At 42.6% G+C, this 24,534-nt stretch carries 19 protein-coding genes; 5 read left to right on the top strand and 14 right to left on the bottom strand.

Annotated features, from left to right (window positions below; all coding sequences use genetic code 11):
* Positions 1–7: 7 nt before the first annotated feature.
* From AACS00_RS01350 to AACS00_RS01340, 3 genes are read right to left on the bottom strand one after another with little or no spacing between them, the layout of a single operon-like run.
* Complete coding sequence (locus tag AACS00_RS01350) at positions 8–751, bottom strand: glycosyltransferase family 2 protein (protein WP_110168246.1); 744 nt, start codon at positions 749–751, stop codon at positions 8–10.
* The gene (locus AACS00_RS01345) at positions 751–2,325 is read right to left on the bottom strand and encodes a phosphotransferase (RefSeq protein ID WP_110168245.1); all 1,575 of its coding nucleotides are present in this window, start codon (positions 2,323–2,325) and stop codon (positions 751–753) included. Before AACS00_RS01345 ends, AACS00_RS01350 begins: the two co-directional genes overlap by 1 nt.
* Positions 2,316–2,699 carry an HAD hydrolase family protein gene (locus AACS00_RS01340; RefSeq protein ID WP_072670364.1) on the bottom strand — a complete coding sequence of 128 codons (384 nt, stop codon included), beginning with the start codon at positions 2,697–2,699 and terminating at the stop codon, positions 2,316–2,318. The genes AACS00_RS01345 and AACS00_RS01340 overlap by 10 nt, the downstream gene beginning before the upstream one ends.
* A 77-nt stretch (positions 2,700–2,776) precedes the next feature.
* Between AACS00_RS01340 and AACS00_RS01335 the strand changes: the two genes are divergently transcribed.
* Both AACS00_RS01335 and AACS00_RS01330 read left to right on the top strand, forming a co-directional pair.
* A complete protein-coding gene (locus tag AACS00_RS01335) occupies positions 2,777–3,916 on the top strand; it encodes a glycosyltransferase (protein WP_258306888.1) in 1,140 nt (379 codons plus the stop codon).
* Positions 3,903–4,901 carry a WavE lipopolysaccharide synthesis family protein gene (locus AACS00_RS01330; protein ID WP_110168244.1) on the top strand — a complete coding sequence of 333 codons (999 nt, stop codon included), beginning with the start codon at positions 3,903–3,905 and terminating at the stop codon, positions 4,899–4,901. The genes AACS00_RS01335 and AACS00_RS01330 overlap by 14 nt, the downstream gene beginning before the upstream one ends.
* A 96-nt stretch (positions 4,902–4,997) precedes the next feature.
* On the opposite strand, the gene AACS00_RS01325 is transcribed toward AACS00_RS01330, so the two are convergent.
* From AACS00_RS01325 to AACS00_RS01275, 11 genes are all read right to left on the bottom strand, one after another.
* On the bottom strand, positions 4,998–6,170 hold the full coding sequence (locus AACS00_RS01325) for an O-antigen ligase family protein (protein ID WP_110168243.1): 1,173 nt from the start codon (positions 6,168–6,170) through the stop codon (positions 4,998–5,000).
* 9 nt (positions 6,171–6,179) lie between these two features.
* Complete coding sequence (gene lpxM, locus AACS00_RS01320) at positions 6,180–7,139, bottom strand: lauroyl-Kdo(2)-lipid IV(A) myristoyltransferase (protein ID WP_110168242.1); 960 nt, start codon at positions 7,137–7,139, stop codon at positions 6,180–6,182.
* 205 nt (positions 7,140–7,344) lie between these two features.
* Positions 7,345–8,511: a nucleotide sugar dehydrogenase gene (locus AACS00_RS01315; protein ID WP_072670121.1), complete on the bottom strand. Its 1,167-nt coding sequence runs from the start codon at positions 8,509–8,511 to the stop codon at positions 7,345–7,347.
* An 83-nt stretch (positions 8,512–8,594) separates the two neighbouring features.
* Positions 8,595–10,364 (bottom strand): polysaccharide deacetylase family protein, encoded by a 1,770-nt coding sequence (locus AACS00_RS01310; protein WP_110168241.1) that lies wholly within the window; start codon positions 10,362–10,364, stop codon positions 8,595–8,597.
* Between the two features lie 24 nt (positions 10,365–10,388).
* The gene (locus tag AACS00_RS01305; RefSeq protein ID WP_110168240.1) at positions 10,389–12,260 is read right to left on the bottom strand and encodes an LTA synthase family protein; all 1,872 of its coding nucleotides are present in this window, start codon (positions 12,258–12,260) and stop codon (positions 10,389–10,391) included.
* A 120-nt stretch (positions 12,261–12,380) separates the two neighbouring features.
* Positions 12,381–13,322 carry an ADP-glyceromanno-heptose 6-epimerase gene (gene rfaD, locus AACS00_RS01300; RefSeq protein WP_110168239.1) on the bottom strand — a complete coding sequence of 314 codons (942 nt, stop codon included), beginning with the start codon at positions 13,320–13,322 and terminating at the stop codon, positions 12,381–12,383.
* Between the two features lie 142 nt (positions 13,323–13,464).
* The gene (locus tag AACS00_RS01295) at positions 13,465–14,967 is read right to left on the bottom strand and encodes a hypothetical protein (RefSeq protein ID WP_110168238.1); all 1,503 of its coding nucleotides are present in this window, start codon (positions 14,965–14,967) and stop codon (positions 13,465–13,467) included.
* 174 nt (positions 14,968–15,141) lie between these two features.
* On the bottom strand, positions 15,142–17,301 hold the full coding sequence (locus AACS00_RS01290) for a YjbH domain-containing protein (RefSeq protein ID WP_258306887.1): 2,160 nt from the start codon (positions 17,299–17,301) through the stop codon (positions 15,142–15,144).
* 5 nt (positions 17,302–17,306) lie between these two features.
* Positions 17,307–18,131 (bottom strand): capsule biosynthesis GfcC D2 domain-containing protein, encoded by an 825-nt coding sequence (locus AACS00_RS01285; protein WP_110168236.1) that lies wholly within the window; start codon positions 18,129–18,131, stop codon positions 17,307–17,309.
* Positions 18,132–18,134: 3 nt separating this feature from the next.
* Positions 18,135–18,809: a YjbF family lipoprotein gene (locus AACS00_RS01280; protein WP_110168235.1), complete on the bottom strand. Its 675-nt coding sequence runs from the start codon at positions 18,807–18,809 to the stop codon at positions 18,135–18,137.
* A 171-nt stretch (positions 18,810–18,980) separates the two neighbouring features.
* Positions 18,981–19,250 (bottom strand): hypothetical protein, encoded by a 270-nt coding sequence (locus AACS00_RS01275; RefSeq protein WP_158137635.1) that lies wholly within the window; start codon positions 19,248–19,250, stop codon positions 18,981–18,983.
* Positions 19,251–19,876: 626 nt separating this feature from the next.
* On the opposite strand from AACS00_RS01275, the gene AACS00_RS01270 reads away from it, so the two are divergent.
* From AACS00_RS01270 to AACS00_RS01260, 3 genes are all read left to right on the top strand, one after another.
* Entirely contained in the window at positions 19,877–21,010 is a 1,134-nt protein-coding gene (locus AACS00_RS01270) for an ISAs1 family transposase (protein WP_110168233.1), read from the top strand.
* A 65-nt stretch (positions 21,011–21,075) separates the two neighbouring features.
* Complete coding sequence (locus AACS00_RS01265; RefSeq protein ID WP_181397641.1) at positions 21,076–21,597, top strand: outer membrane beta-barrel protein; 522 nt, start codon at positions 21,076–21,078, stop codon at positions 21,595–21,597.
* A gap of 65 nt (positions 21,598–21,662) precedes the next feature.
* Positions 21,663–24,341: an SLBB domain-containing protein gene (locus AACS00_RS01260; protein WP_110168231.1), complete on the top strand. Its 2,679-nt coding sequence runs from the start codon at positions 21,663–21,665 to the stop codon at positions 24,339–24,341.
* Positions 24,342–24,534 lie beyond the last annotated feature (193 nt).

Genomic DNA, 24,534 nt, shown 5'->3' with positions numbered 1-24,534 from the left:
TAGCGTGTTAACCTTTGAAAGCAGAAGGCTCTTGCTTTAAGAAAGCATAATATTCATCAGGAACACCACAAAAAATAACTTCATCGCGTTCGATTAAGTGATAATGGATCTGTTTACCTTGCTGAATTAAGTAATTGTACAACGGAGCCACATAAAGCTCGCCTTTTTCCCACAACTCTGGTGGTAAAGCGAGGTAATGCTGATAAGCATCGCGATAGTCTTGCAGTGACGCGAAGTAATAGAGCCCTGTGCAACAAAGTTGTGATATGGGTCTTTTTTCTGCAGTCTCGATCACTCGTGTTGTGTTTGCTGATTGTGGCCGGACAAATGACCAATTGTCACCTTGGCCATCAAAGACTTCAAGATAGCCATCCCAGTGAGCGAGTTCGCTAGGGAAAACAAACCCAGGTCTAAAGGTATCGATATTAAAAATGGTGAGTGATTGTTCTTGATCACCCTCATCCTCAATACCGATAAAGACTGTTTCTGCTTGGCCCCGAGTTTCTTGGGTCAACAACTTGGCACTAAAGGAGCGGATGCCCAATGTTTGTGCCTGTTGATTGACAAATTCGACGGTATTATCGACATCTCGGACAATAAATAAAAAATGTTCACTTTGAAAGTAGTGCTGGAAACTGCTCACGGCGTGCTCAAAAAGGCTCTTGCCATGAGCATCTAGCATATATTTGGGTTTATCAAATCCGGCTTTAAAAAAGCGAGAGCTGAGTCCGGCCATCGGGATCACAATCATTACTTTGCCTCTAACATGCAGTTATAAAGTCGAAACGCATTGGCTAATAAAGCGTTTTGTCGAGAAAGATCATCACTATGTAGGGGGAGCATAGATAAAAACAGTTGAATTTGCATCGCGTAGAGTGCCTTAGCCGTCAACTGGTAGTCGGCACAGAGTGTGTCCAAAAAGAGTTGCTGTACGTCAGAGAGGTGATCAGTATCGGCCAGTGAAAACTCAATCGTGTATTTATTGATATCAACGCGATAATACCCAGCAATGATCCAATCGTACAAACCAATCACTGAATGACAAACCTTAGCAATATCATACTCGATATGCCCATAAATAGTGGGTTGATTATCTGCCGTCATGCCTCGAGGGTCGATGACTTTAATACGATTTTTACGAAAGTCATACAAAATATTACTAAAGCAAAAATCACCATGCATGACGGTCGCCACTTGACTCGTTGGTAAATGCTGCAAAGACGCCTCATGTAACGCCTTAAGACTTAAGTGTGGGTGTTGATTATAAGTCCAAGGATGTGTCCAATCGAATTGTCGTTCTTGACAGAACTGCATCAATCTTTGCTCGGTTTTGCTAGCAAACAGCGTTTCTAACGAATCGGTAACGGCATGTTCAGGTGCGGTCATTGAGTAACAAGCAGAAAGAAAAGTACGCATTTGCAGCAAAATTTGTCGCCATGTCATTTCTGGTAGGCGGGCAAAAACAAACAATTCATTTAACGCATTGTGATATAGATATTCTAAACGATATGCCACTTTGCCGTTCTTGGTATATTCACCGAGAAACTGCGGAGAAAAATGTTTTAATTCATTTGGGATGTGTTGAAACCAAAGCGATTCCGCCACAATTTTATGCTCTTTAACGCTGCTTTTCTCTATCCAGTCAGGGGTGATTGTCAGTTCATTGAACGCCCTTTGCGTTGTATATTCAGCTTTGGAGCGATAGTAAGTATTTACATGGCCGAAATCGAGCCAATCATTAGATTGACTGACTTGAATGCCGAGAGTTTTGTGGTAAACGTTTAATGCTTGTAAGAAGTTCCAATGGGTTTGACTTAAACAACGCATTAATGTGCGTGGTGATGAAAAATTGAAAAAACCACTAACCACTTGGCTTTGACTCGTCAAATTGCTGTCTTCTGTTGCCAACCATTGAGAATTGTTTTCATCAATGGTTGCCCAGTTATAACCACTATCCACCTGAGCAATCGTAATCACATCCTTTTGTGTTGGAGGTGTGAGTAGTGTATCACCGTAGAGGATGCTCAGATCCGTATCAAAAGATTGAGAGGTTAAGGCTAAAGCTGCCATTAACGATTCACCCAAAGAGAGATCGTCCGGTAATGCTAATAGTTCAACGTTATGTTCGGTTAACCATTGTTTATCGAATGCTTCTACCTGATAGGACTGAGGAATAGAAAGATAAATTGGTTTTCCTTTAGGAACCAAAGCGATTTGGTGCTGGAAAAGTCGTCGATTTCCTAAAGGTAAGAAGGCGGGAGGAATCATCCCAAATTCAGCACGAAGATCTTGCCCTACATAAGCGCCAGACATAATTAGGAACATGAGTGACGTTCCTTTTCGAGTAAGTCATTAATGGCATCTAAACTTAAAGTAGCAAACTCAGAAGGACGAATAGCGCGATCATCAATATAAAAACCCGCTTGTCCACACCACGGCTTACCGACCAGAATTTCATCATACGGAACTTGGTGCTTGTCGAGCCATTCGGTAATAATTGGCAAGGTATGGATATTGATTTTGCCGACATTACCCTCATAAGTGCGCATATTTCGTGCGGTGGAAATGGTGATACTAAACCCGAGAGCTTGGTATTCGCGTAAGCGTTCAATCACTGCTAAATTAGGAGAAACATGACGATAATCAGAGGTATCTGCGGTAGTGATAGTGCCATCGAGATCAACAATCAGCCTTTTCATATCAAACGTCGTGGTGGTTATAAAGGCATTTATGGTAGCATTCGTGATGAGTTTTTTGTAGTCATAGAGATCGAGCAATGACAAAAATGAAAATTGCTTTTGTGATAGCGGGCAATTATAACACCAGCCTTTACAGCGTCACTCAAGCCACCGTCCAGTATTTGAGAGGCAGAGGACATCAAGTCGATCTGATTTTTCTTGAATGGTTTGCTGACGATCTCAGAGATAATGATCAATACATAGATATCAAAGGAATGAGTAGCAATAGCTTACGCTCGTTCAAAGGAATACCTTTTCGTCTACTGAAAAATCTGCTCAGCAGGCATATTTATCACTACTTTTTAAGTCGCTATTTTTGCCGGCAAGTTGAACCGCTATTTGCTGGTTACGATAGTATTTTCGTTCATAGTGTCCTCTGTATTCCTTTGCATGCGTTATGCTTACCATTTTATGGTGTATTACACAGTTGTAAGGCCGATAATTTTCTTGGACGGCGTTCTCGTTTAACCCGAAAGCTGTATCAAAAAATCTATCAAAAAGTGTACAGCGGTAAACGGTTACTCTGCGTATCTGAGTCAGCTAAACAAGATATGCTGAATAATATGCAAGCAACCCCGAAAAGTATCGAGACGATCTTTAATGGTTTTAACTTTGATGAGCTGATTGATAAAGCCAATCAAGGTCAGACCGAAAAGGTTCCCGAGCATTTTATTATGGCAGCAGGGCGACCAGATAGAACTAAGCGGTTTGATATTTTACTGCGCGCTTATGCCAAAACCCAACAAACCTTGCCGCTGGTCATTTTTGGCGAAGGGCGAAAACTCAAAGACTTACAACAATTAGCGATCCAATTAGGCATTAAAGATAAGGTCATTTTCTGGGGCTTTTGTGATAATTTGTTGCCCTATTTTAAACAGGCAAGCCTGTATGTATTAAGTTCAGATGTTGAAGCTTTACCAACGGTCGTCATTGAGAGCCTGATGCTAGGAACGCCTGTGGTAGCAACCGATGCCGGTGGTGTTAGAGAGCTTCTCGGTGAACGTCTACAGGAATGGATTGTACCGCGCCAAGATATTGATCAATTAGCTGAAAAAATTGATGCGATTTTAGCCAATCCGCCAACTGTTGGTATTGAAGACATTCATTTTCTTGATTATCGAGAAGTGGGTAAAAAGTATGAACAACTGAGTGAGAAAATGCGTGATGGATTTTCGTGATATTACCGTCGTTGTACAAGGTCCAGTACAAACTTTTCAAGACCGTCCCCAAGAACCAAACATAACGCATAAGTGCTTACAATCGGTAAGAGAGTATCTCCCAGGGGCAACAATTATATTGTCTACTTGGCCAAATCAAGATCTTACCGGTTTGGATTATGACCAACTAGTCATTTCTGAAGACCCAGGAGCTAACGTTCGTCATTACACCATCGAAGGAAAACCGCAACCTTATAACAACAATAGGCAAATTGTGTCATCAAAAGCGGGCCTACAACAAGTCGTGACCCCTTATGCGGTGAAATTAAGAAGCGATAATTATTTAACGGGTAATCATTTTGTTGAGCTACAACAGCAATATCGAAAGCGCTCTCAAGAGTACGCTTTTTTTAAAGAGCATGTGGTAGTGAGTGATGTTTTTACTCGGCGTTATGCCAAAGGGTTTCCGGTTGCTTTTCATATTAGTGATTTTTTCTATTATGGACGAACGGAAGATGTGCTGGCTTTATGGGATATTGCCCTATTTGAAGACTTTCAACCCACCGAATCGGTGCCGATTAATAACGGCTTTCCTGATTTTGTGATTGATTGTACTCAGGCTTTATTTTTAGCAGCGATTCAAAAATTTGATTCAAGTCTTGCTCTAAATAGCTTGCTCGATAACAATCAAGAGACATTATTAAAATCAGAAAAAGTGGTTGCTAATAATTTAATCGTTGCCTCACCACGTCGGATTGGATTGGGACTGTGTCAAAAGTTTTTAGGCACAGCAAGGGTATCAAGACGTAGTGGGAAGGTTGCCCATGTGCAGTTCTTTGAGTGGCAAAAATGGTATCAACGTCATTGTGATCCTAGTATGGTAATAGAGAATTACACGATGAAAGCCATAAAATTATTTTTGATGCGTTGTTTTTATATTTTTCCTAATCGATCTCAAACAAAAATTAAAATGTTGAAAAGAAAATTGGGGAATATTTTTAGGTAAGATTTTATATGTGACTAACTATAGGTTTTGAGTGAGAAATATATTTACAATCCAAAAATTCCTCTCATTTTTTTATGAGAGGAATTTTTTAATTGTTTATATTTGACTGGTTTTTCTTATGCTTGATAAGGCTGCCATTAAAAGTATATAAATATAAATGGTTTGGCTGTGATTTAATGGAACATCTGTTAAGCCTGCAATAAAATATAAAGATGAGATACCAATTATTAACGCAGTGTAGTTACTTTTATAATAGATGCTAGTGATAATCGGTGATATATATAATAAGATAATAAAGAAAACACCAATCAATCCGTATTTAACCATAAAGTCAATTAACTGATTGTGATAATGCTGAGGTTGGAATACCACCAGATCATTCTCTATTTTTCCCGTTTCATGTAGTTTACTCAAAATAAATTGATGTTGTCCACCTACACCAAACAACAAGTTTTCCTGTGCAATAAAATAGGATACCTTCCACATTTGCAGTCTCAAACCAATCGATGTGTTTAGATTGCCTCTTTGTATTTCATGGATTTCACTAATCGTCTCTTGTGCCCTGTCTAAGACTGGCTCTTTAAATAGGTATAAGATACTAATACAACTAATAAAAATAATTGAAATATACTGCCATAATTTTTTTGATCTTGAAAATTGATATATAATCATAGTGAACGTCGCTACTGCTAATGCAAGCCAAACACCTCTAGATAAACTTAAAATGATAGATGTAATTGATAATATTATAATGATTGTGGCTATAAATGTTTGCTTTTTGTTGTAATTACTGATGACGAAATAAATACCAATTAGGAATAGTACAGAGCAAAAAGTTGCATAGGGTATAACATTAACTAACCCTGCTGAACGTGAGTGATCTAGATAAAAAGATTGATACACACTATTAAAAAATAGACATCCAGCTCCAAGTGTTGCTAAAAAAAGTAAGTTTTTATTTGATAGTGGTGGCATGAAAAACATAACTAAAACCGCAGAGATAAAAGTCCGCACTAAACTTGGACTTCCATCTTGTATTGAATACGAAATAGAAAGATAAATAGCTAATAGAGCGGATATCCATAATACGGGATTTTCAATGTTCTCTTTTAGGTTTTTAATATTATAGAAAACAATCGATGTTATAATAGATAGGAGACAGAAAATAACCATTTTCTTATCACCACTAGGAATGAAATTGATACCCGCCATTAAAAATATATAGGGTGAAAAGATTATACATTGAATAAATTTTTCTTTTATTCTCATAATTTAAACCTATGGGTTATAAGGATTAATCTCTGAATCAGGACGAGTCTTTAATAGACGCAAAATCCACATATATTGCTCAGGACACTCAGTGACATACGCTTCAATACACTCATTCATCATTCGCGCATCTTGTTGTTCATCACCTGTTGGAAAAGGCAAGGGGGGATAAAAATCCAGTTCATAACCCCCTGTGTCGGTGTTAAACATCGCGAACAGAGGTACAACTTTTGCTTTACTCAACGTGGTTAAACGTCCTAATCCTGCCATAGTCGCTTTTTGGGTGGCAAAAAAATCGACAAACACACTATGCTCGCGACCTAAATCTTCATCGGGTAAGTAATAGCCTAAATAACCATCTTTACGAATAGCATGGATAAAACGCTTTATACCTGCCTCTCGTTGATTTATACGCCCACCATACTGTACACGTTGTCTATGCATCAACCAGTCAGAAAGCAGATTTTGTTGTTGTTTGATAATAGCCGTTATCGGTAAACCCTGGGAGGCTAAAAAAATTGCAGGAACATCAATAGACCAAGTATGTGGTAATAAAAGAATAACGTTATCTCCACTCTTGAGTACATGATCGAGATGTTCAAACCCTCTGACAGTCGTCTGCTTTTCGAGCCATTGTTTACTTCTTAATGTAATTGAAGGAAAACTCATCAAAAACATCGTAGAAGTGACGTACATTTTGCTCAGAATAGCTTCTCGTTCAGACTCAGTTTTATCTGGAAAGCACATCGCCAAATTCACTCTGGCGCGGTTATTGGCTTTACTTTTCACGTTAACGGCTAAACGAGCAAGTCCACGTGCTATCGCACGTTTCAAGCCAGTAGGTAGAAAACTAATCAGGCAAGCGATAATAATCGCGAGCCACGTACCCCAGTAACGAGGGTGAAAAAAACGCCATTGAAACTTGGGGTTATAGGCGTATTGATCAAAGTCATTGCGTGGTAAAGACATAAACTACCCAGTATAAAAGCGAGAATATTGTTTGAATTATCAGCGAAGTATAGCAGCTTCCTACAGAGCGTAATAGAAACAATCTGACAAAGTTATAGGTAATACCCTCTATAACGTTACAATAGAAAAGGTACCGTGATGGCCGTGACGCGAGCATGCGCCACGACTATGCAAGAGTAGGAGTAAGGTTAAATTCTATTCAAGATTAATCACTGCCGAACAGATCACGGGTATACACTTTGCTAGCGCAATCTTTGAGATCATCCGTCATCCGGTTCGAGACAATCACATCAGCCTCTTGTTTAAAGGCGTTTAATTGGTTGATGACTCGTGAGTGGAAGAAATGACTCTCTTTGAGCACTGGTTCATAGACAATCACTTCAATTCCTTTGGCTTTTAAGCGTTTCATGATCCCTTGAATACTTGAAGCGCGGAAATTATCCGATCCCGTTTTCATGATCAGCCGATAGATACCAACCACCTTTGGATTACGTTTTAGTATTGAATCGGCAATAAAATCTTTGCGAGTACGGTTTGCATCGACAATCGCACCAATAATATTATTCGGTACTGCTTGATAGTTAGCTAATAGTTGTTTGGTATCTTTGGGAAGGCAATAGCCGCCATAGCCAAACGAAGGATTGTTGTAGTGGTTACCAATTCGCGGATCCAATCCAACTCCTTCAATAATTTGTCGGCTATCTAAGCCATGCACTTCCGCATAAGTATCGAGTTCATTAAAATAAGCTACTCGCATCGCAAGATAGGTATTGGAGAACAATTTTACCGCTTCGGCTTCGGTGGAGTTGGTCAACAATACAGGAATCTGATCTTTGATCGCTCCTGCCAATAATAGATTGGCAAACACCTGTGCTCGCTCACTCTGTTCACCGACAATAATACGAGAAGGATACAAATTATCGTATAAGGCTTTTCCTTCACGCAAAAATTCAGGTGAAAAGAGAATATTCTCACATTGGAACTGCTGTTTAGCTTGTTCTGTATAACCAACCGGAACGGTAGATTTAATGACCATCACCGCATTAGGATTGATCGCCATTACATCACGAATAACCGCTTCAACAGAGGTGGTATTAAAGTAATTGGTTGTGGGATCATAATCTGTTGGCGTGGCAATAATCACAAAATCAGCGTCCTGATAAGCTTCGACTTTATCAAGAGTGGCAACAAAATTAAGATTTTTGTTACGCAGAAAATCCTCAATTTCGTGGTCAACAATCGGCGATTGCTTTTGGTTAAGCATGGCGACTTTTTCTTTAATGATATCAACGGCAACCACCTGATTGTGTTGAGCGAGTAACATGGCGTTTGATAAGCCTACATAACCGGTGCCGGCAACTGCTATTTTCATGGTTTAGATCCTGACTAGTCTTATTAATTCAGCTATGGCTCTTTCATGGACTCGGTTCAAAGAGCGATAGCTAATAAAAAGGTTTATGATTTCGCTTTACGGAAAGTGTAGTTACCACGTACTTTTCGCCATAGCCCCAGTACATCGGTTTTCGGGAAAATCGCAATCCGACGAATTTGGTAACGATCTTCATGTATTGCCAATGGACCGCTACTGGTTGCCACTGCAAAGGGATACCCTGCTTGCTTGGCGAGCTGTTTTGATGCTTGGTTATGATCGCCAAAAGGATAAGCAAAAGAGTAGAGTGATTCGCCAATTAAATCCTCTAACTGCTGCTTGTTGACTTCGATTTCTTGTTGTTGTTCTGCATCGGTTAATTGACTTAAGCGAGGGTGAGTTAAGGTGTGCCCGCCAATTTCTACCCAGCCAGAGTCGTGTAAGGCTTTGATTTGTTCAGGAGTCATTAAATCGACACGCTTTTCAGGACGGTTCAGCACTTCGACATCCCAACGGTTAAATGACTCTCCAGTAACCACATACACTACCGCTTTAAATTGGTATTTTTCGAGCAATGGTAGGAGCAGCTGGTAGTTATCTTGGTAGCCATCATCGACAGTCAAAATAATATAACGTTTCTTTGGCTGTAAACGATAAATTAAACCGTTATCCGCCAAATCTTTAAAGGTTAGCGTCTCAAAGCCCATTTTTTTCAGTAGCTTGAAGTGTTTCTCAAGCATATCAATATGTAAATAGGTGCCGTGTATCCCTTTTTCGCTATCATCGCGAATAAAACGATGATACATAATGATTGGCACTTCTCGTTTTAATTTATGGACATAAACGCTTTGATAGACTTGCTCTAAAGACGCGACGATTTCAGTCAGTTCATACGCTGCTTTGACTTGTTCAGTAACGGCGGAGCTGCAATAGCGCTGTGCTACTCCTTGTTCAACCAAATCAGCAATCAGAGAAAAATCGATATCAAGATCTTTCGGGCCAATATCACCAAAATTACTGGCCATTGCGAGCGGTAAATTTTGTTCATCAATCAAGCCGACACAACTCGCTTCACCAATAGCGAGTGTTGGTCTACCACACAGTAAAGATTCTATCGCCACCCGGCCAGCGCCAATCACTAAATCAGAACTGGCCATAATCCCAGCGACATTCGTCGTATAACCAGGAAACTCAACCTTGTCTTGTAAAGCACGAAAACGTTCGGTCATGGCAGAGCCAGTGATGACTCTAACGTGATAACGCTGTGTATCGATACATTCGGTCAGTAAGCGATAGCAAAGCTCACCTTTAGGACCAGTTAAGCGGCCGACGATGGTGACCACAGGCTTTATATTATTAGGGGCATCTTGTCGGAAAAACTCCGCGGTCGCGATTCCATTACGATTGACCTGCATCGACTCTAGCTCGACGCCTAAATCGCGATGCAGTTGATCGCGAATCGCTTCACAGACTGGTAGCGCCATATCCCCCATAGCATGAAACTTTTTACGTGAAGCATGAACGGGTTGTCGACCATGGACCGTTGTCACCATAGGCGTTCCGGTGAGTTTACAAGCGACATGGCAACTCCAACTTGATGCTCTTGAATGCGCATGAACCAGTTGAATATTGTGTTTTTTGATAAAATAAATCAGATAAGCAACATGCCAAAAGCGGCGCGGTATACTGCGTTTGTTAAAACGTAATTTAAAAAAATCGCCTTGGTGTGGTTTCGTCAAGGTATCTGAAACATAAAATACCTTATGTCCACGGCGTGTTAACTCATCGCCCACGGTCGTGGCATACACCTCTGCACCTGTCACTTCAAGTTGCGATAAGGCCATTAAAATATGCATAAAAACTCCCAGAGATGCGAATGGTTAAGGTAAAGAATGCATCAGTTGATTGGTATAGTGTTGAGTTTGTCCGTCAAACAACAACTGCTGCGAGATAAAAGTAAAGGTTTGCGCCTGCTTCCAAATAGATTGAAACTCATCATCACAGGGATGCGCTAACAACGTAACCGTATCCTCAGCAACTTTAGCACACTGCTCAAGTGCGCCAGTACGAGCATTAAAGCGGATAAAATTATTCTGCTCAATCCAGCGAATACTCTCACCTTGTACAAATTGAGCGCCACCTTGGTGTTTCTCGGGGGCAAGTAGTGAGAAGCCGCTAAACCAAGGCACTTCACCACCGAGCCAGTCGAAAATGGTTGGCGTGATATCACGTTGAGAAGTCGAAATATCAAGCGTGTTTGCCGCAATAGAACCGTCGGTTGCGTAGATTAAAAAGGGAATAGAATTGGCAGAAAGGTCATGGCTGGAACCTAAAGCGGTATGATCAGACATCAACACCACGAGCGTTGGGCGTTTTACGGTTTGATTCAGTTGAGTAATAAAGCGTTCTAAAGCGCCATCAGCATGATGCAGGACACTGCGCCGAACTTGATCACTATTGTCTTTGCCAAAGACATACAAAGATTCATCAGGAAGATAGGTATCATGCGTAGTGCCTGTATTGATCGTCACCAACCAAGGTTGAGCTTGTTGCTCTAGAGCAGTAATTTTATTAAGGCTGAAACGATAAATGCCATCATCCATATAGCCCCAGTAATTTTGTTCAGCAGAGAAGTCGTAGTCAGTTTTACCGTAAGAGAACTGATAACCGAGCGATTGAGCAAATTGTCCTACTGACCCTTTACCGCTGCCTTGAATAAAATGGGTTTGCCAACCTTGCTCGCGTAAAAGTTGAGGGAGACAAGAGTAAGCTTTGGTTTGCAGTTGGGTTCCGGCAACACTACTGGATACTGGGTTAGGAAAAGAGCAATGGCTGGCAAAAATGCCCTGCACTGTGCGAAATCCGTTGGCGTACATTGCGTGTGCGCTTAAGCTTTGAGCTCGTAACTGATCAAAAAAGGGGGTTGCATCCACCTGACCGGCATAACTTTGCATATCAACACTGGCCCAGCTTTCGAGCAAAACAAACACAATGTTGGCCTGTTTTAAATGTGCTAGTTGAGCTTGAAGTAAAGGCTGTTTATCGTAGTCTAATGTTATTCGCGGTGTGATTTGCTGCGCGGCATTTTTAGCCCCTTTTGCCAAGTGGTACGTAATGCTATAAGGCGCGCTCCAAGCAATAAAAGCTTGTTCGGAATTACCAATTTTATGAGCACTCATTGGGCTTTGTGGTGCATCAGACCAGCCGCCTCGCACCACCGTTATGGTTGCGGCAAGCAAAATCACACTAAATAAGCTTGAGGAGATAAGTCGCTTGCCACTTAAAATCAACGGCTGAAAAGGCAGCTTACTGGCTCCAATAATACTCATCACACTCAAAATACTCGCTGCAATGACCAATAGCGGCGACGTTTGTAGCGCAGTGATTAATAGGGCGAATTCAGAATCTTCAGCAGTAAAAACTTCAAAGGTAATGTGAGTGCCGGTTTGCATGGTATAAATTGCATCGGCCGCGGTGGTCATAATAATCCATACGGCGGCGATTGCCGCCACTAACTTGGGTAGCCAGCGTAATGGTTTATATCCCCCCGTTCCAAGGTGAACCAGTAACACAATCACGACAGACAACGTCACCATGACGAGATCAAGACGAGTTCCCCATAATAACGCCTGCCACCATTGATGGCTGGTCATAGAAATAAGTGCAGTATCAGCAAGAAATAAAGCCACTACTTTGCTGAGTAGAGCTGCAGAAAAGAGCAGTAAACTAAGAGGAATAAATACGCGTGGCATACAAAGGTTACTCGTTAGTGGATGGTGTCATTGTCAAAATTAAGTCGTTAGAGAAAACGTATCAGAGAGCGTTAATCTGTCAGAGATGAGGATCTCAGTCCAAGATCCTCAGCTTGTCACTTAAGCATTGATGATCGCCATGTACTCAGCGACGCCTTCAGCAACGGTTTTGAACGTCACGTCACAACCCGCGGCGCGTAATTTGGTTAAATCCGCCTGCGTATATTCTTGGTAAGCACCTTTTAGATGCTCAGGGAAGGGAATGGTTTCTACTTGCCCTTTACCGTGATGCTTAATGACGGCCTTGGCGACCTCATTGAACGATTCAGCGTTACCGGTACCGCAGTTAAAAATGCCTGATACGCCACTGTCCATAAACCATAAATTGACCGCTGCAACGTCGCTGACATAAACAAAATCGCGTTTAAAGTGTTCGCTACCTGCAAACAGTTTTGGATTTTCCCCGGCATTCATTTGATTATTTAAGTGGAAAGCGACCGAGGCCATTGAACCTTTGTGCTGCTCACGTGGGCCGTAGACGTTAAAGTAACGAAAGCCAGTAATTTGCGAGAGCTTCTCTTTATGCTCGGCAGCGTCTTGCCATAGGCGGCGGACATAGTTATCAAATTGCTGCTTGGAATAACCGTAAACGTTTAATGCACCTTCATATTGTGGCTCTTCAATAAAGGTATCGGTATCGCCATAGGTTGCCGCCGAGGAAGCATAAAGGAATGGGATTTCACGGTCGAGGCAGTAATGCAGTAGCTCTTTAGAGTATTCATAGTTATTGAGCATCACATATTTGCCATCCCACTCGGTCGTCGCAGAGCACGCGCCTTCATGAAATACGGCATCAATTGGACCAAAATCATCCCCAGCCATAATCTGGGTCAGAAAATCATCACGATCCATATAGTCGGCAATTTTCAAGTCGACTAAGTTTTTGAACTTGCGGCCATTTTTTAAATGGTCTACCACTAAAATATCGCTAATGCCGCGTTCATTCAGGGCCTTGATAATATTGCTGCCAATCATGCCAGCACCGCCAGTGACGATGATCATAACCTGTTCTACCTTATGCTAAAAAGTCTCACAAAATAGTAGCAGGAAAGGGGGAGGTGGGGAAGGTTTAGGAATCTAGGACCTAGGTTCATAGGCCCTAGATCCTAGATTCTAGATTCTAGATTCTAGATCTCTATTTCTTTTATTCTTCTAACCATACCCACGTATAAGGTTGGCGCTTCAGCAAGTCTTGTTGATCTTGCTGGGCAGCGATATTTTTTAGGAGTGGTATACCATCGACTCTAGGATTGGTATTTTGAGTAAAACCATCAGCCATATCAAATAGGTCTTGGTTTTGATATAAAAAAGCATCTTTGACGCCTGATTGTGTCGTTTGCATAAATGAAGTTGATGCACTTAATAAATCATTAAATTGACCATCGATATTCGTACGTCCAAATTCCATCAAAGGCAGTTCATTCTGAGATGGAGTATAAAATACTTGTCTAACAAACTGGTCTCCAGAGTTTAGCTTTGCACGAATGAATATACGTTGAATGGTATTATTAGGTAAATGATTACTGGTGATCTGAAGGCATTGTTTTTGACTATCAGTTTGACAACTAATTAATCTTGGTACTTCTGGAGATGGGAAGTTCACGAGAATATTATCGGCGTGTAAACTTGTCCCTTTATTGGTTGTTCCTTGCGCGACATGCTGAACCCCCCAAACATTTACTTGTCCGCCGATAGTTTGTTTACCTTTTATATTCAGATAATAATTCGTATCAACTATATCATCGGAGTAACTAAACTGGCCAGTTTGAGTGGTTGAGAGTGGCTGCCATAAATAAGCATAAGGCGCATTAAACTGCCGGCCATCAACAAATAAATTGGCTGAATCTAGAGTTAAGTCGTTAGGTGTATTCCAAGGAGCATTGGTATTTGTTACTGTGATTAGCTCTAATGGTGTAGCAGCGGAACCTCTTTGTGTGAAAGGCGTAAATTTAAACCCGATGAGTTGGTTAAGCTCAGAGCCGTCTTCATTCGTTGCATACTGTATTGCTAATAAAGGACGTTGTTGGGAAGAAAAGTTGATCGCAGTATTTCCAAGATTATTTTGTTTGTACTGTGCAGTTAAATTATCTAAGTTTTGATAGACAGTATTAAAACCCGAATAGAAATGAAGTGTTGTACCTAAGATAGGGTTGATATATCCAGTTTCTATCTTAGAGTTAGGATTGGCACTGCTTGGAGTTAAACAATTACTAGTTGCCGATCCTTTGGCATAGATATTTAACGATTCTGGTAATAGCTCTTTAGCGAAAGTCGTTACGTGATTAATACCTGTACGGTTAAATTCGGCAAAGCTGACATAGCCATTGTTAGGTACTTCATTCTGTTTGAAACTGAATGAAGTCGTAGAAAAATTATTGTATTTTTTGTTCACACTACCATCTGGATTGTGCAAGATGATCTCATAACCGCTATCGGGGCGTGAATTAAAAGCAATTACCTTTTGAGACTCTTCAGAGTTATACCCAAAAATCTGGCAATTTGTTTCATTACTTTGAACTTTTAAGCCTAAAAAATTCACGTTGAAATTTTTTACCGGTGGTGTTGTGTTGCCCGAATTGCCGCTTTCTCCACCGCCACAGCCGAATAGGGTAAGGGCGATAATGCTGGTTATAATTTGTTTTTGCATCGTATGAAGTCTCTGAATGTCGCCGATTGACGTTGCTGAATACTACTGAAAAACAAAGCAAAAATCGGGCCATAAAAAGGTCTTAGGGCCTAGGACCTAGGCCCTAGGAAAAACAAACCCTAGAACTTATAGTCTCCTAGAACCTAGAACCTAGAACCTAGAACCTAGAACCTTCTATCGACTCACCGGCTTTTCATACCACGGGCTTCTTGCATCTGTCATACCAAATAAACCATGTTGGCGAGAGAGCATTTGCCCACCATCACGTTGAATTGGCATCCAACTGATCGCCGCGCGGTTGGTATTATGTTTCGCTGTCATCATCTCTAGTGGGACTGAGATGTAAAAGCCTTTAGTAAAACCACCTTCACCAAATTCATCAGCAGAGAGGTCGGTTTTCGCGGCAAAAGCGCCAACAATCACGCCACTGGCAAACTGTTTTGAAAACTCGACAGTCACGCCAATATCTTCTGCCAAATAACGTCCAGCGCTGACTTTTAATAGGCTGTTATCCAGTAATGACCAAAATTGCGGCTGCCAATACAGCGTGGCATGGCCAGTAGTGGTGCCGGTTTGTACTCGATAATGGCTGTTTAGGGTTTTATCAAACTGGGATTCATCATGGTAAATGCCAAAGGCGGATCCCGCTTCACGCTGCGCGACGTAGTTAATATCAACCCCAAATGCCCAGTTATCATTGAGTGGCCGATAGAGCCATTCGGCTCCGACACCGGCAAACATACTCTCTAAATAACCACCATAGAACTGGTTATACACACCGTGGCCTAAGTGATCAAAGTAAGTTAACTGAGCATGGTTAACTCGAATCGTATCTTCTAAATACTCTCGGCTGAGGGTGCGAACTCGTTTTAAATCGGTACCATCTGGCGGTACGGTATAGTTAAATTTGTCGTAGTTATCGTAAATATTGCCATACAAACTACCAGACAGTAGCCAGTGATCATCTAAGCGCCAACTGGCATCGGCGCGTACGCCAATCGCATACAGATAAAAACTTTCAGAGCCACCAAACGATTGTTGCAATACTGGCGCGAGTCCAAAGTCCCACGCTTTATCTTGATGCGTATGTTGTTCACCGATAATCGGTGACGGCTCTTGCAATGTGCTGGCATCGCGAATATGGCTACCAATATAGGCTTGGTTCAGAACCTGATGAGCTTGCTCACGGTTAATGACGACTTCGGTTAATGGCTGTTGATTACGCGTTTCAATGATCCGCACTTCATCGGTATCAATACCGCTATTGAGCACAACGCGCGCGACTCGTTCATGGGCTTCTTGTCGATCTCGATAGCGCTTTTGTTCCCCCGTCACTGTCACCGCATCATCACTTTGGTAGAGCCGAACCGATTGATAACCCGCGACTTGAGCCACTTCTTCGGTCAAGGCTTGCCATTCTTCGTTGCTGAGCTGCGCGCGAGGTGCATTCGGTTGATAAGCGGGTTTAGGCTCATCAAGCCACAATGGTTTAATGTAAGAGAAATTGCTGTGCAGCCTAACTCCTAGATTAACCGTATTACCTCGTTCATAACTAAGGCGCACACTAGCCCAATCGGTCATCGCATAATTAAGCCCAAAATTCCATGGCGTTGATTGGGTCATTGAGTTTTTACCCCTTTCGACCGGAAAATCACTGCGATAATCATTGCCATCGTATTCAATTTTTAAGGTCAATGGCTGATAAGGGGTTTGATATTCAATGCCGCCAAACAGAGCCATACAACCGCTAAACATACGATCGATATTAAAATCGCCGCCACCGGTTTTAAAGCTGGTATCTCGTCCACAGTCAGCCGATAACGATTTATCACCGTGTAGATTGGCTCGGTTACCGACATATCCCCAGCCAATACCAAGGGTAACATCAAGAGGTCCCCAGCGTTTACTGGCCGCAAGATATTCACCATCAAACAGTCCTGTGCCTGCAAAGTCTTGAAAACCAACGGAAACTTGAGGTAGCCAGTAGCTCTCTTCCAGCAGGCGTACCTTCATATCAAACGATTTATCGGTGTATTTGGTATTGCCGCTAAAAGAGGGGTCGTCGCTATACAACAGATCGTGCGCTTGAGCGTAACGAGCGGTGGTTTCTAACCATGGAAAAAGCTGAACAGAAACGGTATAAAAATCATAGACATCATTATGGTTAAAACCAACGCTAAATTCTCCTTCCGGCTGCATGCGCGCGCTGGGCATTTGCATTAATCCAGTGCCACCAAAGTTCGATTGAGTGTACTGATGCGCGGTGGCGGGGAGGGTCAACAACAAGACACTGGTGTAGCTTAAATATTTAAAGAAACCGTTAGTTAACATCATTATGGTTACTCAGTGGGCAAAAGGTGGCGAAGCAATTCAACCACTTGCTGATTGGTTTGATCTAACTCTGAGCGTGACAGAGAAGCGAGCAGGCTGCGTGTAAAGGGAACGTAGATAATTGCACCAGGTTGAATGGGCAGAGACTGCGATTGCCAATAACCAACAGGGTGAGATTGCACATCGCCGTTTGGCTGAATCACCACCAAGGTACTTAATCTTGGGTTTATCCACTGTGCCTGCTGGGCATAATCTTTGGCACCGAAATTGGCTTGCCATTCAAAACGGGTAGGCTCGTTAACCGCTCCCCATACTGAGACACTCGTTTGGTCGCTGAGCAGTGGTAAATGAAGGGCAAAATGTCCCTTCAATAATGGGTTGTGCCGATCAACAACACGAATCACATCCGGATCAAGAGGGATAAACTCACGCTGAGCAAATTCACTGCGTCGCAATTGGTTACGTAACTGCTCCCAAGCTCGGGCTTGATCCGCCGAGATATTGTCTTGTTGCAGGGCCAATTGTTTTAATACTTGCGCTTTATGAGTAAAAGAAGCATGGAGCGAAAATAGGGTTGCACGCGGCCAATCGACCTGTAAGGTACTTAAGGTGGGGTGTTGGGCGTGCAGTGCCTCCATCATCATCGCCTCTAAACGTACTGGGCCTTCGGCAACCAAATTAAGCATCGGTGGAGCGGTTGAAATTGCCACTTGTGCGCTAAAGGTTGAATCATTACTACGAGAGCCTGAAATAGGATAAGAAACCGATGTGCTTGCCAAGCTAGATTGACTGACCAGAAGCCAGAATGGCACGAACAATAACGCAAAGCGCATGGTTTATTCTCCTGCAAAAGGTTTAGCAATGGATAAGGCCAGTTGAGACCCGTTTGGTCCCAAACGCTGTTCACTGGCAATCACTTTGCCGCTCGTTGGATCGAGCCAATAGTGATTGGTATAGCGTTGCTTGGTTAGTGGTAATGAAACTTGCTCCTCGACCCAAATCAGTAATTGAGTGCCATTCGGCAAGGCTTTTTCTTGTTGCGGATGAATAATAAACGTCGAAACCGCAGGTTGCTGATGGCGCTGAGTATCTTGCCAACTTAATTGATAACGCCAAGTTTTCGGTGTGCTATCGAGCAACAGATTTTGACTCAGCGGATCGGGTTCATTGGCGTAGAGGTGCTGAATATTACCGACCACCAAATTAACCGTTTTGGTAATGCGTCCCGCTTCAGTAACAATGAGCTCTTGCTGAGCGGAAATCCATTTTAAAGCCAGTGCATCATGTTGACCCGGTTCATCCCAAGCTAACACTAACAGAGCATGAGGCGCGTTATCTAAGCTAGCAAATAAAGACGCATAAGGTAGCGTTTGGGCGTAATCCACGGTAGCACGTTCATCACTGACCCCAAACAGTGCCACTGAGAGTGTTTCTGAAATATGTTGAGTTTGCGGCGCACAGCCGCCAAGCGCAAGCGTAACAATAAGCAAGCCGTGATGGGCTAAGCGCATATCACAATCCTTAATACAGGCAAGTCGACAGAGAATAACGGTAATGTGGTGAGTTAATCAACAATATCAGAGGGATACTTACACAATTTATACACCATCACTAATATCTTGGTAGAGATAATAAAAACAAAGCCGCACAGGGCGGCTTTGTTTACTGATAACACATCACAATTATTGCTGTGCAGTAACCGTTGTGGTTGTCACTGTATCGTTATCGCTTGCTGCAACAGCGGCTACGGCTACGGCTGCTGCCATTACTGCAGCCGCGGTGCTCGCTGCCACGCCGCCAGCTGCTGCGCCAGCGCCTGCAGCGCCTGCAGAACCTGCGCCTGCAGTAGCTGTAGTACCAGTTGTGCTACCCGCAGTACCTACTGTTTCAGCTGCAATTGCACCTTGTGCCATTGCAAATGTTGCCAGCAAAACCATTGCTGTTTTTTTCATAACTATACTCCCTAGGGTTTTTCTTATTTACATCGATGTATGAAATGTCTGACACTTCATACCTATTGTAAGAGGAAAAATTCAACAATGTAAATATCTAATGCAAGTTATTGCCTAAATACAGAGTAACTGATGGTCTGCTTTTTATGCAACTGATTAGCTTGTTTTAGAGAGACCTCATCAAATGTTTTTATCATAGTTGAAGAGTCTTTACGATTAAAATTTAAAGGTTATGTCAATTATCCAAACATTGACTTAAAGCATAACGTTTCGAATGTTGCTAGCGCATTACTATGTGTGCATAATCTCCGGTTAATATAAGCAAGCGGTTCATCATTAACAAAGATTCGTTTGCTTTTAATCGGCTTATGCGTTGTATTACGTAGGGCGGTAGCGTGCCTAATGTTGTGATGGCTTCTGTAGCGGAGTAAGCTAACTACATGATAAGGATGGCAGGGAAACCGCATGAAGATCGTTGATATATAAGGGCTGCGGAGATGCTAAAAATTAGCTTTGAACCTATCAGTCATCCCAACTATTGAATGTAACGACATGAAATTAAAGATCGTCTTGTAGATCATTTTCGTTGTTTTGTAATAGCTCCTAGACAATATAGGAGCCTAAATATGAGCGAGTTAACCAACCCATTTATGCACTTTCAAATCATTAAAGATTATCGACAGGAAAACAAAATAGCACACAAATTATCAGATATTATTTTGCTGACAATTTGTGGTGTTTTGTCAGGCCATGATGGCTGGGATGGGATTATCGATTTTGGCAATGCTCGCTTAGATTTCCTCAAACGCTATGGTCACTTTGAAGCGGGAATTCCTTCTGCAGATACGCTGTCTCGTGTGATGGGCATGATTAATCCGGCAGCGTTACAAAGAAGCTTTATCGCTTGGATGAAGGAGTGCCATACACTGACAGATGGAGATGTCATCGCTATCGACGGCAAAACATTGCGTGGCTCTTATGACCGCTCGAAGGGTAAAGGAACGATCCACATGGTGAATGCTTTTGCTACAGCGAACGGAATGAGTATCGGCCAACAGAAGGTTGATAGTAAAAGTAATGAAATTACCGCGATCCCCAAGCTACTTGACTTGTTAGAGGTAAAAGGCTGCTTGATTACTATTGATGCCATGGGATGCCAAAAGAAAATAGCGCAGAAGATTCTCGATAAAGAAGCGGATTATTTGTTAGCCGTTAAAGGGAATCAGGGAATGCTTGAGCAAGCTTTTGATGATTATTTTCGAATGGAGATGCTTCAAGACTTTGACGGCAGTTCTTATAGTACTCAAGAAAAAAGTCACGGAAGAACGGAAACGAGAGTGGCTTTAGTGAACCGTGATTTATCGGTTTTAGGTGATATTGAGCATGAATGGCCCGAGCTAAAATCCATGGGTATTGTTGCTTCAATTCGGCAAGAATCGGCGGTCGCCACAGAGCAAGATGTGAGAATTCGATACTACATCAGCTCTAAAGACTTAGAAGCTCAAACATTACTGGAAGCGACGCGTTCTCATTGGGGTGTAGAAGTGATGCATTGGTCGCTTGATACCGCCTTTTGTGAGGACAATTCTCGTATAAGAGCAGATGATCGAGCAGAGGCTTTAGCCAGGATCAGGCAGATGTGTTTGAACCTATTAAAGAGTGAAACCACCTTTAAAGGTGGGATTAAACGCAAACGAATGAACTGCGCAATGGATGAAAACTACTTAAGTAAGGTTCTCGAAAGCCTTACAGGGCGGTGATGTTCATGCGGTTTCCGTGATAAGGATGGTTTTTCACTACTATGCTCAATAAAATGAAACTTAATATGAACTCAGTGATTCAAGTAACCAAAAAACCACTTATTGGTGCCTTTTGTTTAACCCTCAATCTAGTGGCTTTCTCGGCACAAGCTGATGGCTATGCCGGAGTGAGCGCAGCGTATAGCGATAGTGAATACCAAGCTTCTACGGGGTGGTTAGAGTCATCCCCCGCACTTGCTCAAATTCAGTTTGGGTATTTTTTTTCCGACTATGTCGCCATTGAAGGTCGCTATGCCACTAGTGTTAAACGCAGTGATGATTTAGCGATTGATGGCCTAGCCAGTGCATTAATTAAAGCCAATATGCCAGTCACCGATCGGCTCGCCTTATACGCTTTGGCAGGTTATTCGTATGTTCGAGCGGATTATCAGCATCAAACGACTAATGATAGCGGCGCGACTTTTGGCGTCGGGTTGCATTATGCGCTCAGTGGAAAAACAGCGATTACTGGCGAGTTTGTAAATTATCTTGCTGGCGATGATCTACGCTTAACCGCTTTACAATTTGGTATGCAGTTTAAGTTCTAGGCCCTAGGCCCTAGGATCTTAGACTTAAAACGCACCACTTTCCCATTCAACTATCGGAAAACACCATGTTTCACGGACGCTCTATCTTCTTTTCTTCGCTGTTGTTAGCCCTTTTTGCTTTTTCGTCTAATGCTCAAAGTCCAACACCTGAGCAGTTGCGCATGTTTCAAAACTTGCCTGCCGATCAACAGCAAGCCTTAGCTCGGCAATATGGGATAACCTTACCAAGTATGAATAATAGTGGGACTAGCCAACCACTTCCTACCGCCGATATTCGTACTCCTCGTCCCGATAAGGCCGAGTTAGACTCGTTTAATAAACAGGACCAAGAGAAAGAGCCTGAACTAAAACGTTTTGGATTAGATCTTTTTGCGGCTTCCCCAACGACCTTTGCACCAGTCAGTGATGTCCCTGTACCTAGCGATTATCGGGTGGGGCCGAATGATGAAATCATTGTTCAATTATTTGGCAAAGATAACAGCACCCACCGTTTACGGGTTAATCGTGAAGGCGTGATTAATTTTCCTTCTCTTGGTCCTATTTCAGTGGCGGGTTTATCGTTTAGTGAAGTTCGTTCCAGCCTAATGCAGCGGGTACAAGAGCAGATGATTGGTGTGCGCAGCGATATCACCTTAGGTGAACTGCGCAGCATGCAAATCTTTGTCATGGGCGATGCTTATAAACCTGGCGCTTATACCGTCAGCGCATTGACGACCATCTCGCAGGCCATTTACTACAGTGGTGGCTTTAGTGAAAGTGGAGCTTTGCGTAATGTTCAGTTAAAGCGAAATGGCCAAGTGGTGCGCACGCTTGATTTATACGACCTGCTGTTAAAAGGCGATAGTCGCAATGATGAACGCTTAATGCCGGGTGATGTGGTTTGGATAGCGCCTGTACAAGCAACCATCAGCATTCAAGGTGAAGTGCAGCGCCCAGCTATTTATGAGATCAAACCCGGTGAAACCTATCAAGATATTTTGACGCTATCTGGCGGAGTGACTGCTCATGCTTATTTAGAAAGAGCGACTATTAAGCGAGCGAGTTCTCACGGCACTCGTGATGTTCATTCATTGGACTTAACAAAGCCAAAAGCACTCCAACAACCCGTGCGTAATGGCGATGATATTACCGTCGCTAAGCGTAGTGAATTATTACAAAATTATGTGCAATTACTGGGTGATGTGGCTCATGCGGGTTATGCAGAGTGGCGTGATAATTTACGCATCAGCGATCTTTTCCATTCTGCCGATAGTGCGTTTAATGCTACCGCCGATTTAAATTATGCGTTGGTTATCCGTGAAGTTAATTTGCAGCGTGATGTGGTGGTCTATCAGTTTAGCTTAGCGAATGCCTTACTTAATCCAAACAGCGCAGACAATTTATCATTACAACCACGAGATCAAGTACTGGTATTTAACCGCTTAAGTGCTGAGGATTTAGAAGAGTTGCTGACACCAAAAGAAGATAGCCGTGAGATTGAACAAACTCAGGCGAAAAGTTTAGAGCAAGCTCAGGCATTGGCCCGTTCCGAAGCAGAGAGAGAGCAACAGCGCTTGTCTCTTCTGCCAAGTGGAACTAACGAATTTGATAAAAGAAAAGCCGATGAGCCTATTTTCTTCCAAGGCCAAATGATTACTCAAGAGCAAGCTAAAGCATTACAAGAAAACTCGCGACAGTTTTTACTTGCTTCTTTGCTTGTTCGTTTACAACAGCAATCCAGTTATGGTCAGCCAGCGATGATTGCCGAAGTGTTTGGTGAAGTAAAATACCCTGGGCGTTATCCTATTTCTCAGCATAATACCGTGCAAGGGTTGCTCGCCGCTGCGGGCGGATTAAGCGCCGATGCTTTTAGTGCCAATGCAGAATTAGCACGCATAGAATCATTCGGTAATACGGTACGTACGGAGATCAAAAATATTGATCTCAGCGCTGTGATACAAGGTGACCGCCAAGCTAATCGAGAGATAAAGCCGCGAGACCGATTAAATGTGTTTGAGCAACCAGGTATTAAGCAACAAAATACCGTGGTACTGCAAGGCGAAGTGAAGTTCCCTGGTACTTACACGTTACGTCGTGGAGAAACATTAGCCCAACTTCTAGAAAGAGCGGGAGGCTTAACCGAGTTTGCTCATCCACAAGGAGCGATTTTTACTCGCGAAGCCTTACGTTTGCAGGAACAAAAACTACTGACTCAATACGCGGCAGATATGCGTCGTGAAGTAGCGAAAAAGAGTTTTAATGTTGATAGCCGAGTTTCCAGTGTTATTAGTGACCCTGATAAGACCTTAGCGTTTATCGAAGAAGCAACCAATAGTCGCGCATTAGGGCGTATGGTTGTGCAATTGGATCAAATTATTGATGGTAATAAAAGCGCCAATTTTATGTTGGAAGATGGCGATTTCTTATTTATTCCAATGTATCGCAATACCATTTCGGTGATGGGTGAAGTGCAAGTGGGGATCACTTATCTTCTTGACCCAAGTTTGACAGTGAAAGATTACATTAATCGCGCTGGTGGTATGAAAAAGCAAGCTGATGATGACCGTATCTTTGTGGTGCGAGCTGATGGTTCTGTCTTTAAACCCAACACCGGTTTTTGGTTTGGACGCCGCGGTGAAAGCCTCAGACCAGGTGATACGATTGTCGTTCCAGTGGATACCGATTACCGCGATGCGCTTAACGTCTGGACCGCTGCGACGCAAATCCTTTATCAAACTGGTGTAGCGGTGAATGCGTTGAAATAATAGAAACTAGAGCGTTGCTAGCGCAACTTACTAGAGCGGCCTAACGGCCTGCTAGAATCTATAACTGCCTTTACGCTTTTATAGAATCTAGTTTCTCGCAGTCGCACAGCGACGCTCCAGCAGGGCGCAGCCCGCTCTAAATCTAGAAACGAGAGTGTTGCTATCGCAACTTGTTAGAGCGGCCTAACGGCCT

Source organism: Vibrio sp. 11986-1-5 (assembly GCF_963878025.1).
In the GTDB taxonomy this organism is placed as follows: domain Bacteria; phylum Pseudomonadota; class Gammaproteobacteria; order Enterobacterales; family Vibrionaceae; genus Vibrio; species Vibrio injensis.
This window is presented reverse-complemented; position numbering and strand designations above follow the sequence as displayed.

What these genes read in the sequence shown, in the direction of transcription:
- AACS00_RS01260 (WP_110168231.1), top strand. Translation starts at nt 21,663, where the DNA reads ATGTTTCACGGACGCTCTATCTTCTTTTCTTCGCTGTTGTTAGCCCTT.
- AACS00_RS01330 (WP_110168244.1), top strand. Translation starts at nt 3,903, where the DNA reads ATGGATTTTCGTGATATTACCGTCGTTGTACAAGGTCCAGTACAAACT.
- AACS00_RS01325 (WP_110168243.1), bottom strand. Translation starts at nt 6,170, where the DNA reads ATGAGAATAAAAGAAAAATTTATTCAATGTATAATCTTTTCACCCTAT.
- AACS00_RS01350 (WP_110168246.1), bottom strand. Translation starts at nt 751, where the DNA reads ATGATTGTGATCCCGATGGCCGGACTCAGCTCTCGCTTTTTTAAAGCC.
- AACS00_RS01265 (WP_181397641.1), top strand. Translation starts at nt 21,076, where the DNA reads ATGAACTCAGTGATTCAAGTAACCAAAAAACCACTTATTGGTGCCTTT.
- AACS00_RS01275 (WP_158137635.1), bottom strand. Translation starts at nt 19,250, where the DNA reads ATGAAAAAAACAGCAATGGTTTTGCTGGCAACATTTGCAATGGCACAA.
- AACS00_RS01335 (WP_258306888.1), top strand. Translation starts at nt 2,777, where the DNA reads ATGACAAAAATGAAAATTGCTTTTGTGATAGCGGGCAATTATAACACC.
- AACS00_RS01345 (WP_110168245.1), bottom strand. Translation starts at nt 2,325, where the DNA reads ATGTTCCTAATTATGTCTGGCGCTTATGTAGGGCAAGATCTTCGTGCT.
- AACS00_RS01270 (WP_110168233.1), top strand. Translation starts at nt 19,877, where the DNA reads ATGAGCGAGTTAACCAACCCATTTATGCACTTTCAAATCATTAAAGAT.
- lpxM (WP_110168242.1), bottom strand. Translation starts at nt 7,139, where the DNA reads ATGTCTTTACCACGCAATGACTTTGATCAATACGCCTATAACCCCAAG.
- AACS00_RS01310 (WP_110168241.1), bottom strand. Translation starts at nt 10,364, where the DNA reads ATGCATATTTTAATGGCCTTATCGCAACTTGAAGTGACAGGTGCAGAG.
- AACS00_RS01315 (WP_072670121.1), bottom strand. Translation starts at nt 8,511, where the DNA reads ATGAAAATAGCAGTTGCCGGCACCGGTTATGTAGGCTTATCAAACGCC.
- AACS00_RS01295 (WP_110168238.1), bottom strand. Translation starts at nt 14,967, where the DNA reads ATGCAAAAACAAATTATAACCAGCATTATCGCCCTTACCCTATTCGGC.
- AACS00_RS01280 (WP_110168235.1), bottom strand. Translation starts at nt 18,809, where the DNA reads ATGCGCTTAGCCCATCACGGCTTGCTTATTGTTACGCTTGCGCTTGGC.
- rfaD (WP_110168239.1), bottom strand. Translation starts at nt 13,322, where the DNA reads ATGATCATCGTCACTGGCGGTGCTGGCATGATTGGCAGCAATATTATC.
- AACS00_RS01305 (WP_110168240.1), bottom strand. Translation starts at nt 12,260, where the DNA reads ATGCCACGCGTATTTATTCCTCTTAGTTTACTGCTCTTTTCTGCAGCT.
- AACS00_RS01290 (WP_258306887.1), bottom strand. Translation starts at nt 17,301, where the DNA reads ATGATGTTAACTAACGGTTTCTTTAAATATTTAAGCTACACCAGTGTC.
- AACS00_RS01285 (WP_110168236.1), bottom strand. Translation starts at nt 18,131, where the DNA reads ATGCGCTTTGCGTTATTGTTCGTGCCATTCTGGCTTCTGGTCAGTCAA.
- AACS00_RS01340 (WP_072670364.1), bottom strand. Translation starts at nt 2,699, where the DNA reads ATGAAAAGGCTGATTGTTGATCTCGATGGCACTATCACTACCGCAGAT.